This window comes from Polaribacter irgensii 23-P (assembly GCF_000153225.1).
In the GTDB taxonomy this organism is placed as follows: Bacteria; Bacteroidota; Bacteroidia; order Flavobacteriales; family Flavobacteriaceae; genus Polaribacter; species Polaribacter irgensii.
Genome location: NZ_CH724148.1, coordinates 1,883,804 through 1,896,991 on the forward strand (window position 1 = coordinate 1,883,804; position 13,188 = coordinate 1,896,991).

Genomic DNA, 13,188 nt, shown 5'->3' on the forward strand with positions numbered 1-13,188 from the left:
ATGGTTGTGTTTTACAGAGGAGTATACTGGTTTAAGTAGTGTGTAAATTTAAATATTTGCTATTGAAATACAACGCAATATTGAGATCTTTTATTAACAGAGATAAATTCTTTTGTGTTTATAGCGTACGAATATTCCTTGAGTTTTTTCTTTATATAGGCGTGATTTCTTTTGCATGTTATTTTGAATTATTAGAATGGTTGCCAGTTTTTTAAGATTACCAAAGTTTTAAATTATGATTAAATCTATATCAATGTTAATACTTAACACAATCAACTGGGTGTCTAAATCTATTTTTGGAAGAGCTAAAAACTAACTTATATTATGAAATTATCAGTAACAGAAACACGTGTAACCATTAGCATGTTGATAACTTTTGGTTTATTATTTTTAAACGTTCAGCAATCTTTTGGTCAGGCAACAAATGCTTCTATTAAAGGAATCATTCAAGACAATAAAGGGGAGCCTTTAATGGGGGCAACGATTATTGTTAAAAACATTTCAACGGGATTTACCTCAGGATCCACAACAAATGAAACAGGGAAATACAAAATTCAGCAGTTACCTTTAGGAGGACCTTATTCCATTACTGCTAAATATCTGGGGTTTAAAGCGTCAGTGCATACTGGGTTTCGGCTAAATTTAAGTGATGTGATTGTGGTTGATTTTACTTTACAAGAATCTGAAACTTCTCTAGATGAAATTGTGATTTCATCAAACAGTATTTCAAGACGTATTCAGCAAATAGGGGCTTCTACAAAAATTGGGGAAGCTCAAATTAAAAACTTGCCATCAGAAGGGAGAAACTTCACAAGACTGACTAGTTTATCGCCTTTGCAAGGAGCCGGAAGTCTAAATTTAGGAGGCCAAAGGAGAACTTCTACAAATGTAACTATTGATGGTGTGAACTTTAGAAATACACTAACGGCAGGAGAAATCGGAAGAGGACCTTATACGATTTCTCAAGAAGCAATTAGAGAGTTTGAGGTGTCTACGAACGATTACGATGCAACGCAAGGCCGACAAGGAGGGGGTGCTATTACTTCTGTGACAAAATCTGGTACGAATAAATTTGAAGGAAGTATTTTTTTTTATCACAGAGCAGACAATCTTCAAAGTCAATACACAATACAAGGAGAGGATCGAAAAGCAGATTTCTATAATTCACAGTATGGTTTGAGTTTAGGGGGCCCAATACTTAAAGATAAATTGCATTTTTTCTTAGTATATGAAAGACAAGATGCCGGAGACCCTCAGTTTATCGCAAATATTCAAAATGATAATGATGCAAATCGTTTGGGTATTTCAGAGGACAGTTTACAACGATTTTTGCAAATAGGAAGAGATCAGTACGGTGTTAGTAATTCGCAACAGATTGGCCAGTTTGATAGAGTTACAGAAGCTAACAATCTTTTTTTAAGATTGGACTGGCAAATTAATAAGAAACATCGATTGACCTTTAGAAACTTGTACAACAAGTGGGAAAATCCGTTAAGCGTAAGTGATAACTCCAACATCGAAATAGCAGAATCATATTCAGATTTTACATCTCACGAAAACAGTATGTTTCTCTCGTTGCGTTCTGTATTTTCATCTCGCATTACCAATGAATTTAAATTGCAATATCAGCGGGCAGAGCGTCTTTTTAGTCCCAATTCAGAATTGCCCTCACAAAATATACCTCGGGCAATTGTGCAAGTAGAATCGCTGCTGCCTAACGGTAAAAATAGTACCAGAAGTGTGCAATTGGGAGGGCAGCGTTTTACACCGGAAACTAATCTAGAAAATCAGATTCAGATTTCAAATACCTTATATCTCACTTCCGGTAAATTTAATTTTACTTTTGGAACAGATAATTTAATTACGTCTTTAAAAACACAACTGTCAAACGAACAAAATGGGCGTTTTTTCTTTGACTCTCTAGACGATTTTGAAAATTTAAATGCCGCTAGATATGCACGTGAAGTACCCTTGAAAGGTGCTACTTTAGTAAAGCAGACGGTTGTAGATCTTTCTCTTTTTAGTCAGGTAGCGCTTGATCTGCATCCAAGTTTAAATCTTACCGCTGGAATACGTTATGATGCAACCGTATTTATGGACGCAGCAGAATTTAATCCGAGGGTATTTCAAGAATTAGGAATTCGTACGGATGAAAAACCAGCAGATTTTAATAATATTCAACCGAGATTTCAATTAACATGGAATATCAAAGGAAAGGATGCGGATATTTTAAAAATTGGGGGTGGTGTATTTACGTCTCAGCCACATTATTACGCCCAAGTAAATAACATTCAGAATAGTGGAACTTTACTTGGAGCTATTGATATTACAGGGGCAGATGTTCCGATTCCAGATTTTATAGGATATAGAAATGATCCAAGTTCTGTACCTGGAGTGCCTTCTGGAGTTGCTCCGTTTTCTACCATAAATGCGATGAGCCCAGATTTTGAAGTACCCACGATCTACAAAGCAAATGTTAATTATACACATTTCTTTGGGAATAGATATCGTTTAGGTGTGAATGCTGTCTTTAGTCATACTAAAAATAATTACGTGTATCAGGAGACTAATTTAGTTGCGGCGCCTTATTTTATTACACCACAAGGAAGAGCAGTTTTTGTACCTGCAAATACCATTGCTGAAAATGGTCGCACAGATTGGAGAGCGTCTAGAGTCTCAAATTTAATAGGTAGAACTTTAGTGTTAAGTTCTGATGGAATTTTAGACAATTTAGCTTTGGTGTTAGAGGGTGCCGCCAAAATAGGAGCGGATGGGTATGTAAATGCCAGCTTTACGATAAACCAATCAAAAGACAATTCTTCTTACAATTGCTGTGTCGCCAATACAGCGACATTTCTACCTGTTAGTGGAGATCCTAGAGATTTAAACTATGGGTATTCAGACAATCATTTTGACACTAAAATTGTAGTGAATGGCGCAAGTCCAACATGGAGAGGATTTACTTTAGGTGCAACAGTTGTGGGTACTGGTGGTACTAGATATTCCTTGAAATCTGGAGGGAATAGAAGTGCAAACGGAGATTTTAACTTGAGCAATGAAATAGCATATGTTTTTGATCCAAGTGATGTAAACACACCACAATATATAAAAGATAGTTATCGTGAAATTTTAAATGATCCAGAAACCGCTCAAGGATTCAAAGACTATCTAAGAAAAAGCTTTGGAGGTTTTGCGAAAAGAAATGGAGGAAAAAACCCTTTCAATGCAATTGTAGATCTTCGTCTTCAGAAAAGTTTTAATTTGTCTAATGACCACCATACTTTTGCGCTTTCTGCAGATGTTTTTAATTTTATGAATTTATTAAATAAAGAATGGGGTCGAAGTTATAATTTTGGAAATAGAGATTTGATGAATATCAATGGTTTTGATCAAGCAACCAAAAGTTATCAGTACAATGTGCAAAAAGGAGCAGGTACAAAACCTATTAACGGAATTCCTTGGAGATTGCAAGTAGGGGTAAGGTATTCATTTAATTAAATTTGGTTTAATTTTTACAAGGGTTTAATATTTCTCTATTGGGCCCTTTTTTATCTAGTAGCTTATGAAAAATAGTATGTATTGTGCAATGTTTTTAATTTTAATGGGATGCGTTGGCTCTAAAAATTTAATAGAAAAAAATTCTTATTTTTCGAAACAGAATTACATTGCCAAACACAATGGAGAAGTAATGCCTGTTGGGTATCAATATTTTAAAAAGGATAGCTTTAAAGTTCTTTCTTGGAATGTAGCGCATTTTGTAGATTCTTTTGACGACCCTTATATCGATTCAAAAAGAGAAAATCAACCAGATTCTTTAATGGGAAATAAGGTTGCTTCTTTAGTTGTTGCTTTGAGGAGAATAGATGCAGCTGTAGTTGTTTTGCAAGAATTTGAAAGTGCAAAATTTCTAAGAAGTCTTGCAAATGAACATTTGCAAGACATGGGATATAAATATTTTGCAGATGTGCCCAGTCATGGTTGGTATATGAACGTGGTGATGATGAGTAAATTTCCATTAGGTATTATTTATGGTTATGGTAATGTAACAACACCAGTTCTTGGGGCTAGCATTGCTTCAGGAGCAACAGAAACTCAAAACACCTTAAATACTAGAATGTGGTCAATAGACGTGTATCCCAGCCCTAATTATAACTTTTTGCTTACTGGAGTTCATCTAAAAGCAGGCAGAGGAGAAAGGAATGTCGCCATGAGAAAAGGTCAGATTAATTTTTTAAAACAACAGTTTAAGCGTTTTTTAAAAGAAGATAAAAATAAAAACATTTTAGTTCTTGGAGATTTTAATAGTGTTCAAGGAAGTGAGGAAATTAACTTATTTTTACAGGAAAAAAATAAAAGAGAAAAGTTTATAGATCCATTACCAGACAGCGCAATGACACATACTTCGGATGCTCCGAAACGCCGTCTGGATTATGTGTTAATAAATACCAACATGTACAAAGAATACAAGGTGGGCTCAGCGAAAGTATCTTCACTTTTTTCACCCTTAAAAATGAGAGAAATCAGTGATCATTTGCCCGTAACAATTAATTTTACAATCAAATAGAAAAAACCAATATCAATGAAGAACATTTACGTAATGGCAGTCGTTTTATTTCTAATATCTCAAAATAGTAGTGCCCAAGAAAAAGCAATTTCAGAGCATGTGATTTTGATTTCTATAGACGGTTTTCGTCCTAATTTTTACCAGGAAACAAAGTGGCCAGCACCCAATATTAAAAAAATGGCAAAAGAGGGGGTACATGCAGACGGTGTAAGAGGGATTTTTCCTTCGGTAACATATCCTTCGCATACCACTCTTATTACTGGAGCTTATCCTGCAAGTCATGGTATTTACTACAACAGTCCATTTGAAGCAAAAGGGCAAACAGGAAAATGGTTTTGGGAGAGTGATGCAATACAGACCGAAACTCTTTGGGATGCAGTTAGAAAATCTGGTAAAAAAAGTGCAAGTCTTATTTGGCCAGTTTCTGTTGGGGCTCCCGTAGATTATAATATTCCTGAAGTTTGGACTTTAGATAAAGGCTATGGAAAAATAACTCCTATGCGAGACCAAGAAACTCCAAAAGGACTTTTAGAAGAAATGGAGATAGCAGTTTTAGGAAAGATGAATCGCGTTACTTTTAATGGAGATAATTTAAGTAGAGAGGATCGAACAGGGGAAATGGCAGCGTATATTTTAAGAAAGTACAAACCGAATCTAATGACAGTGCATTTGATAGCTACAGACCACTTTCAGCACGAACAGGGAAGAAATGGTGATAAAGTACATACGGCAATTGCAGCAGTTGATCGCGCAATTGGAAAAATTATGGAAGCCGCAGCGCAGTCTGGTATTGCAGATAAAACGACTTTTATAATTACAGGAGATCACGGTTTTGTGGACATTCATTCTGCTTTAAATCCAAATATTTGGTTGGTAGAAGAGGGATTAATGGAGGCTAAAGGGGATCGAGGAGATTGGAAAGCAACGTTTCATACTCAAGGAGCGTCAGCTTTTTTACATTTAAAAGACCAGCAGGACACACAAACGCTTGCAAAGGTGAGAGAAAAACTAGAAAATCTTCCAAATGCTATTAAAAAGCTTTTTCGCATTGTAGAAAAAAGTGAGTTAGAAAGTATTGGTGCCAGTCCTAGTGCTGTATTCGCTTTAAACCCCATACCAGGGGTTGCAATGGGAGGTGGTTTTTCAGGAGAAATTTTAACAAAAAGAAGTGGCGGTACACATGGGTATTTCCCAGATTTTCATCAAATAGAAACTGGTTTTGTTGCTTGGGGAGCTGGGATCTCTAAAGGCAGAGTAATTTCAAAACTGGGTTTGGAAGATATCGCTCCAATTGTAAGCGAATTATTACATCTTAACTTCCAGACAAAAGATGGTATTTTATATCCAGGAATTTTAAAAGACTAATCACTTTTCTTTTTGTAAAATAGAAGAAACAGTTTGACGGGTGACCCCAATAAGGTCACCCATGTCTTTTTTTGAGAGTACATTAAAAAGAATATAAGCGCTTCCTTTTGTATCTGTTATTGGGATATCATAGTGCTTTTGAAGCTGGCTTATGCGTTCCTCAATTTGTTTTTCTTTACTGTATTTTAGCTTTAATTCGGCAGCACACCATCTTTTTACAAGATATGTGATAAACCAATGTGTAATCATTGGGTTCGTTCCTATTATTGTTTTAAAAAAATCTAAATCATACAACCGAATCTTACTATTTACCAGCGCCTTTGCATATTCCTGAAATTGACCATTTAAGTACTTCAAGTTTCCAAAGAATTCGGTGGCTGGTAAAACTTCATAAACAAAACTTTCGCCATCATCAGAATATTCACCAAGTTTCACTGCACCACAAATAATTTCGTAGATATAGTTTTCTTTATTTTGAGGCAGATAGATATAGCCATTCTTCTTTACATCTATTTCTAGCACTTGTTGTTTGTTAAATAGGATCCCTGAATCCTGAAGTTGTGCAAAAAGATCAAAATTTTCAAAACCATTATTAATGGGGGGTACTGTATTCTTCATGGGGTGTCAGTTTACTTGATAAAAGTAATTGATTTGAAAAAGTTCCATGTTAAGCAATCATCATTTAAAGGAGGATGCTCTTACAAAGAGCTTCAATTTTAAAGGTTTATTTTTATCTTACGTTAAATCATAATATAAAGGGAGTTAGTCCTACTCGAGGGGTCGAAAAAATCAGTCTATGAAGAGAAGTTGTAGCACATAAAACAAACGAATTTTAGGGCATGTATGCAGTTACAGAAAAACTTTTGTTCGCATTGCGTAATGGTTTGTTATTCTAATTATGCTGTCATTCTTTTGATCTTTTTATTTAAGGGGATAAAATATAAATCTTGCTTAAATTTTTTATAAACTACCGTCAAAAATTCTTCATCTTTTATGTATTTAACATGAGATCGAGTTCCTATTTAGATACTTCCAAAAGTGGCGTTTTTTTTAAAGTGCTATTTTTTTTAATAGTTAAAATCCTCATTTTTCACGTTCTAATGTATTTTTAAGAGTTCATTCAATATATTTATTTTACTCGACGCTTGTTATTAATGGCATTTTTACGCGATGCTTTCAAAATATAATTTTCGTTTGATTGCTATTTTAAGAAATAAAATCGTGTACTTTTCACAAGGATCAATATTTTTTAAGATTTCAATTTTAAATTATCTGATTTTAAGCACTGTAGTCTTCAATCTAAATATAAATATCGCAATTCAAGATGGCTTTTTAAATTGGCGAATAAGAGCTGTATTCAGTATCTTTGTTTCTCTTTCTGGTTTCTGAGTGAAATAAATTGGAAGTTCATTATTACTAGAACGTTTTTAAGACGCCGAAAAAAAGAACACGTGAAAGCGTGTCAAAAAGTGATAAGAAATATTAATAAATTCACTTTAATATTAAAAAGGTTTTGTATTTTTGCGCCCACTTACTACGAGATGGTAGGGTTTTTAATAATTGAGGTCGAGAACCTCCACAAATTAACAAATTATGTCTGTAAAGATTAGATTACAAAGACACGGTAAAAAAGGGAAGCCATTCTATTGGATCGTTGCCGCAGATGCCCGTGCAAAAAGAGATGGTAAATACTTAGAGAAAATAGGTACTTACAATCCAAACACCAACCCTGCAGTAATCGATTTAAACATTGATAAAGCGGTAGAGTGGTTACAAAATGGTGCATTGCCAACAGATACTGTAAAAAACATTTTATCTTATAAAGGTGCAATGTTAAAAAATCATTTAGTTGGTGGTATTAGAAAAGGTGCTTTAACAAAAGAGCAAGCAGATGCTAAATTCACAACTTGGATAGAGGAGAAGGAAGCTAAAATTTCTGACAAATCAGCAGGATTATCTCAAGCACAATCTGATGCGAAAGCAGCAGCATTTGCAGCAGAGAAGGCAGTAAACGAGGCAAGAATTGAAGCAGCTAAGCCAGTTGTTGAAGAGGTTATTGAAGTTGCGAAAGTAGATGAAGTAGTTGAAGAAGCTCCAGAAACAATCGATGACGCAGCAGCAAAAGCAGCAGAATAAATTATAAATACCTACGAGGATGCGTAAAGAAGATTGTTTTTATTTAGGCAAAATTGTAACAAAATATAGTTTTAAAGGGGAAGTGGTAATCAAATTAGATACCGACGAGCCTGAGTTGTATACAGAGATGGAATCGGTTTATGTCGAGTTTGGCAGCAACCTGGTTCCATTTTTTATTGAAAAAAGTTCATTACACAAAGGAAATCAATTGCGTGTGCAATTTGAAGATGTATATTCTGATGAGGAAGCAGATTCAATTTTAAAATGCGGAATTTATTTACCTTCAACTTTACTTCCGAAACTTTCTGGAGACAAGTTTTATTTCCATGAGGTAATTGGTTTTACTGTTGTAGACGTTAATTTTGGTGAAGTGGGTCAGATTGTTCATATCAACGACAAAGCTGCACAGCCTCTTTTTGAAATTGATAGAGACGGAACAGAGATTTTTATTCCGATGGTGGATGAATTTATTAGAAAAGTAAATAGAGAAAACAATACAATAGAAGTTGAAACTCCAGAGGGGTTAATTGACTTGTACTTATAGAGAGGTGGCCGAGTGGCCGAAGGCGCTACCTTGGAAAGGTAGTATACCGGTAACGGTATCGAGGGTTCGAATCCCTTCCTCTCTACAAAAGAAAATCTTTGGCATTTGTCAAAGATTTTTTATTTTTAAAAGAAAGTTTATGGGCCTTTTTAGAGTGTCGTATGTAGCGCGCTATGGAAGCTTAAAAATGATATTTCAGTTTTTTTAAAATTTAAAATGATTCAGTCAAAACCATTTGTATTTAAGGAGTTTACAGTCCACCAAGATAAAACTTCAATGAAGGTTGGAACAGATGGTGTATTGCTTGGTGCCTGGTGCGCCGTTGACAACTACCCAGATACTATTTTAGATATCGGCGCAGGAACGGGTGTGCTTTCTTTAATGTTGGCACAGCGCTCGGATGCCATGACGATAGATGCTGTTGAGCTTGATGAGAATGCGTATGAGCAATCTGTAGAAAATTTCGAAAATTCAGATTGGGGAGATCGTTTGTATTGCTACAACGCTTCCTTTCAAGAATTTGTAGCAGAAATTAGTATAGAGGAAGAAACTTATGATTTGATTGTTTCCAATCCTCCTTTTTACACGGATACTTTTAAAACTTTAGATGAAGCAAGAAATAAAGCGCGGTTTACTTCGTCCATGTCTTTTGAAGAGTTGCTGCTCGGTGTTTCAAAAATTTTGTCAGAAACAGGTTGTTTTTCTGTGATTATCCCTTTCAAAGAGAAAGCGAATTTTATTGCATTGGCTGGAGAAAATAAATTATTCTTAAGCAGGTCTTGTAGTGTTCAAGGGAATGCAAATTCAGAAATAAAAAGAAGCTTGTTGGAATTTTCTTTTCAACCTTTAGAAGTAGTCGAAACAAATTTAGTAATCGAAATTGAACGCCACCAATACACAGAAGCTTATCAGAATTTGACGCGGGATTTTTACCTTAAAATGTAATTTTTATTTTGTTATTGATAGGAACGATTCGCTTTATTTGTAAAATTGAAGCTAATTTCGTTCCTACCAATTACTTGTATTTATCCGGTTATATTATTTGGATTGTATCCTAAATAAGAAGTTGTTCTTTCTGTAAATTGTATTCCGTGTGCTTCTAGTTCTTTTAAAATAGGTTCATACACTTCTTTAGAAATAGGAATTTGAACTCCTGGAGTTGTAATTTCTCCTTTTAGAATTTTTAAGGCAGCAATTCCCACTGGTAAACCGACTGTTTTAGACATGGCGGTATATGTTTGATTTTCTCCTAAAACTACAAAACTACTTTCTATTTGATGCTTTTTTCCATTCATTTCATATCCGAAAAGATGTTGCATCACGATCATGTCTTTGTCATCTTCTGCCAAAGTCCAAGATTCTTCCAAGATTTTTTGAAGCATTTGCGCAGGCGTTGCATTTTTTAATCCGATTTTTTTCTCGGTACTAAAAAGATCAAGTTCTACCAATTTTTCCCACATGATATCATCTTGATCTATTTTCAAGTAAGAACGTAATTTTAGTTCTACAGAGTCTGATGGTGAATAGGCTAAAAATAAATTCACAAAATCTCTATAACTCATGTTTTCAGAAGCTTCCACGGTATAAGAATCATCCGTCATTCCCAATTGTATAAAAATGTTCCAAGCTCTTGAGAAGCCTACTTTACGGATTGTTCCTCTGTACATTGTTGGAATTTCATCCAACCCATAGACACTTCTATACTTTAGAGAATCCCGATTTGCAATGGCCTCAAATTTCCCGCTTCCGTTTACCTCTAAAAACTCACTTCTCCTAAATAATTTGTGATAGGGAATGTATTTGTAAGTTCCCTCTTGAATGAACATTGCAGCACCGCCTTGACCTGCTAAAACTACATTTCTTGGATTCCATGTAAATTTATAATTCCACAGGTTTGTGTCGCTTTCGGGAGCAACAATTCCTCCACAAAAGGATTCAAATAGGAGCATTTTTCCACCCGCATCTTTAATTTTGTCAATAACTTGCATGGCACTCATATGATCAATTCCTGGATCTAAGCCAATTTCATTCATAAAAACGAGTCCTTTTTCCTTTGCGAAAGAATCTAAGGCTTTCATTTCGTCAGAAACATAAGACGCTGTTACCATGTGTTTTCCAAAAGTGATGCAGTCTTTGGCTACATCTATGTGAAACCTTGCAGGCAGCATTGAAATAACAATATCCGCTTTTTTAACCTGTTCTTCGCGTTGCTTTTTATCGAAGACATCTAATATAATTGCGGTTGCATTTTTATGATTATTGATTAGTTTTTCAGCATTTTCTTTAGCAATGTCTCCAATGGTTAAGAAAAGAGCTTCTTTTTCTGATGTTTTGAGTAAATATTGTATGAGCGCAGAACTGGATTTCCCAGCACCAATAATTAAGATGTTTTTCATATGATAAATGATGTATTTTTGTATGACTTACGAAGGTACATTAATTGTTTAAAATTTAACAAAAACTAGTAATAATGTTTAAAAATCTTATAATCACCTCTTTTTTAGGAATGACTGCTATTATTTTAGGCGCTTTTGCGGCACATTCGTTGAAGGAGCTTTTAACTTTACAGCAATTACTAAGTTTTGAAACCGCCGTTCGATACCAAATGTACCATGTGCTTTTATTGCTTTTTGTAAATACTTACAGCGGATTTTCTTTATTTCAAAAAAACACGATTAGTTATTTAATCTTTTCCGGCATCGCTTGTTTCTCAGGTTCTATTTATTTGATTCAATTGACAAAAATAACAGCAAAGTCGATTTGGTTCATAACTCCTTTGGGTGGACTTTTGCTCGTAGCCGCATGGTTTCTTATGCTGCTGTTTTTCGGTAACAAGTGGTTGAAAAAGAAGAAAGTGTAAAAAACTATGAAATAAGTCTGCTGTAAAAAAATAATGTTTAATTTTGTACTAGAATTATCAATTCAACTAAAAAGAGAAAAAATGAGTACAAATACGAAATCGATTTCGTTAACCATCTTAGGAATTAAAAATGCTACAATACGTTACCAGCTGTCGGCGAACGAATTACATCACGAAACTTTAGAAAAAGCACAAGGAGTGCAATCTTCTTTCGGTGCAATTGCGGTAAATACGGGAGAGTTTACAGGGCGTTCTCCAAACGATAGATTTATTGTTAAAGACGCTATTACAAAAGATGAAGTTTGGTGGAGTGCGATCAATCTTCCTTTTGATTCAGATAAATTTGATGCTTTGTATACGAAGGTGACGAATTACCTTTCAGAGAAGGAAATTTTTGTCAGAGATTCATATGCTTGTGCAGATGCAGATTACAAATTAAACATTAGAGTAGTCACAGAGTTCCCTTGGAGTAATATGTTTGCTTACAACATGTTTTTAAGGCCTACAGAGCAAGAATTAAAAACGTTCGATCCAGAATGGACGGTTATAAATGCACCTGGCTTTATGGCAGACCCAGAAGTGGATGGTACCCGACAACATAATTTTGCGATATTGAATTTTACAAGAAAAGTTGCTTTAATCGGGGGCACTGGATATACTGGCGAAATAAAAAAAGGAATTTTTTCTGCATTAAATTTTATACTCCCTGTTTATAAAAAAACATTGCCAATGCACTGTTCGGCAAATATTGGTAAAGAAGGAGATACTGCGATTTTCTTCGGACTTTCTGGAACGGGGAAAACAACACTTTCTACAGATCCTGACAGAAGTTTAATCGGGGACGATGAACACGGATGGACTCCAGAGAATACTATTTTTAATTTTGAAGGTGGTTGTTATGCAAAGGTAATTAATTTGTCACAACAGCAAGAACCTGAAATTTTTGCAGCCATTAAGAAGGGTGCTATTTTAGAAAATGTAGTGATGGATGAAAAAGGAATCATCGATTTTGCAGATACTTCTATTACACAAAATACGAGAGTTAGCTATCCTATCTATCACATAGACAACATACAGCAGCCCTCCATTGGCAAAAATCCCAAGAATATCTTTTTTCTAACAGCGGATGCTTTTGGTGTATTGCCTCCCATCTCTAAATTAACTCCAAATCAGGCAGCATATCACTTTATTTCGGGATATACTGCAAAGGTAGCGGGCACGGAAGCTGGGGTTGTAGAGCCTACGCCAAGCTTTTCCGCCTGTTTTGGTGCTCCCTTTATGCCATTACATCCTGCTAAGTATGCGGAGATGTTGAGTAAAAAAATGAAAGATGCAAACGTCAATGTTTGGTTGATTAATACCGGTTGGTCTGGTGGTCAGTATGGAGTTGGAAGAAGAATGCCTTTAAAGTATACACGCGCAATGATTGCCGCTGTTTTAAATGGTGATTTGGGGAGTTATAAATATGAAGATTACCATATTCATTCAGTTTTTGGAGTTGCACAACCTCGCTCTTGTCCTGGGGTGCCCGACGAATTATTAAGTCCAAGGACAACATGGAACAACGATGAATTGTATTATAAGACCGCTTTTAAATTGTCCAATGCATTCAGAGAAAATTTCACGCAATTTGAGGAAAATGCGAGTGAAGACATTCGCAGAGGAGGTCCTCAACGGTTTGCACTTTAACAAAAAAAGTATTTTTATTAAAAGCGCCTA

The 13,188-nt window shown here is 35.1% G+C and carries 10 protein-coding genes and 1 tRNA gene; 9 read left to right on the forward strand and 2 right to left on the reverse strand.

Features of this window, described 5'->3' with window-relative positions:
• Window positions 1-324: 324 nt before the first annotated feature.
• From PI23P_RS08430 to PI23P_RS08440, 3 genes are all read left to right on the forward strand, one after another.
• On the forward strand, window positions 325-3,498 hold the full coding sequence (locus tag PI23P_RS08430) for a TonB-dependent receptor (protein WP_004570384.1): 3,174 nt from the start codon (window positions 325-327) through the stop codon (window positions 3,496-3,498).
• A gap of 64 nt (window positions 3,499-3,562) precedes the next feature.
• Window positions 3,563-4,564, forward strand: coding sequence for an endonuclease/exonuclease/phosphatase family protein (locus PI23P_RS08435; RefSeq protein ID WP_238300006.1), 1,002 nt, complete (start codon window positions 3,563-3,565; stop codon window positions 4,562-4,564).
• 15 nt (window positions 4,565-4,579) lie between these two features.
• Window positions 4,580-5,929, forward strand: a complete 1,350-nt coding sequence (locus PI23P_RS08440) for an alkaline phosphatase family protein (protein WP_004570386.1) — start codon at window positions 4,580-4,582, stop codon at window positions 5,927-5,929.
• On the opposite strand, the gene PI23P_RS08445 is transcribed toward PI23P_RS08440, so the two are convergent.
• Window positions 5,930-6,547, reverse strand: a complete 618-nt coding sequence (locus tag PI23P_RS08445; protein WP_004570387.1) for a Crp/Fnr family transcriptional regulator — start codon at window positions 6,545-6,547, stop codon at window positions 5,930-5,932.
• 975 nt (window positions 6,548-7,522) lie between these two features.
• Between PI23P_RS08445 and PI23P_RS08455 the strand changes: the two genes are divergently transcribed.
• The 4 genes from PI23P_RS08455 to PI23P_RS08470 all read left to right on the forward strand — a co-directional run bounded on the left by PI23P_RS08455 (window position 7,523) and on the right by PI23P_RS08470 (window position 9,554).
• Window positions 7,523-8,065, forward strand: a complete 543-nt coding sequence (locus PI23P_RS08455) for a 30S ribosomal protein S16 (protein WP_004570389.1) — start codon at window positions 7,523-7,525, stop codon at window positions 8,063-8,065.
• A gap of 19 nt (window positions 8,066-8,084) precedes the next feature.
• Complete coding sequence (gene rimM, locus PI23P_RS08460) at window positions 8,085-8,609, forward strand: ribosome maturation factor RimM (RefSeq protein WP_004570390.1); 525 nt, start codon at window positions 8,085-8,087, stop codon at window positions 8,607-8,609.
• Window positions 8,608-8,694: transfer RNA gene (locus PI23P_RS08465), tRNA-Ser, on the forward strand. The genes rimM and PI23P_RS08465 overlap by 2 nt, the downstream gene beginning before the upstream one ends.
• Window positions 8,695-8,825: 131 nt before the next feature.
• Window positions 8,826-9,554 carry a tRNA1(Val) (adenine(37)-N6)-methyltransferase gene (locus PI23P_RS08470; protein WP_004570391.1) on the forward strand — a complete coding sequence of 243 codons (729 nt, stop codon included), beginning with the start codon at window positions 8,826-8,828 and terminating at the stop codon, window positions 9,552-9,554.
• An 80-nt stretch (window positions 9,555-9,634) separates the two neighbouring features.
• On the opposite strand, the gene PI23P_RS08475 is transcribed toward PI23P_RS08470, so the two are convergent.
• Window positions 9,635-11,005, reverse strand: coding sequence for a saccharopine dehydrogenase family protein (locus PI23P_RS08475; RefSeq protein ID WP_004570392.1), 1,371 nt, complete (start codon window positions 11,003-11,005; stop codon window positions 9,635-9,637).
• Window positions 11,006-11,079: 74 nt separating this feature from the next.
• Between PI23P_RS08475 and PI23P_RS08480 the strand changes: the two genes are divergently transcribed.
• Both PI23P_RS08480 and pckA read left to right on the forward strand, forming a co-directional pair.
• Window positions 11,080-11,469: a DUF423 domain-containing protein gene (locus PI23P_RS08480; RefSeq protein WP_004570393.1), complete on the forward strand. Its 390-nt coding sequence runs from the start codon at window positions 11,080-11,082 to the stop codon at window positions 11,467-11,469.
• An 81-nt stretch (window positions 11,470-11,550) separates the two neighbouring features.
• Window positions 11,551-13,158 (forward strand): phosphoenolpyruvate carboxykinase (ATP), encoded by a 1,608-nt coding sequence (gene pckA / locus PI23P_RS08485; protein ID WP_018941833.1) that lies wholly within the window; start codon window positions 11,551-11,553, stop codon window positions 13,156-13,158.
• Window positions 13,159-13,188: the final 30 nt, after the last annotated feature.

Bases quoted from the DNA above. Each gene is read 5' to 3' on its own strand.
- PI23P_RS08430 (WP_004570384.1), top strand. From the start codon at position 325: ATGAAATTATCAGTAACAGAAACACGTGTAACCATTAGCATGTTGATA.
- PI23P_RS08435 (WP_238300006.1), top strand. From the start codon at position 3,563: ATGAAAAATAGTATGTATTGTGCAATGTTTTTAATTTTAATGGGATGC.
- PI23P_RS08440 (WP_004570386.1), top strand. From the start codon at position 4,580: ATGAAGAACATTTACGTAATGGCAGTCGTTTTATTTCTAATATCTCAA.
- PI23P_RS08445 (WP_004570387.1), bottom strand. From the start codon at position 6,547: ATGAAGAATACAGTACCCCCCATTAATAATGGTTTTGAAAATTTTGAT.
- PI23P_RS08455 (WP_004570389.1), top strand. From the start codon at position 7,523: ATGTCTGTAAAGATTAGATTACAAAGACACGGTAAAAAAGGGAAGCCA.
- rimM (WP_004570390.1), top strand. From the start codon at position 8,085: ATGCGTAAAGAAGATTGTTTTTATTTAGGCAAAATTGTAACAAAATAT.
- PI23P_RS08470 (WP_004570391.1), top strand. From the start codon at position 8,826: ATGATTCAGTCAAAACCATTTGTATTTAAGGAGTTTACAGTCCACCAA.
- PI23P_RS08475 (WP_004570392.1), bottom strand. From the start codon at position 11,005: ATGAAAAACATCTTAATTATTGGTGCTGGGAAATCCAGTTCTGCGCTC.
- PI23P_RS08480 (WP_004570393.1), top strand. From the start codon at position 11,080: ATGTTTAAAAATCTTATAATCACCTCTTTTTTAGGAATGACTGCTATT.
- pckA (WP_018941833.1), top strand. From the start codon at position 11,551: ATGAGTACAAATACGAAATCGATTTCGTTAACCATCTTAGGAATTAAA.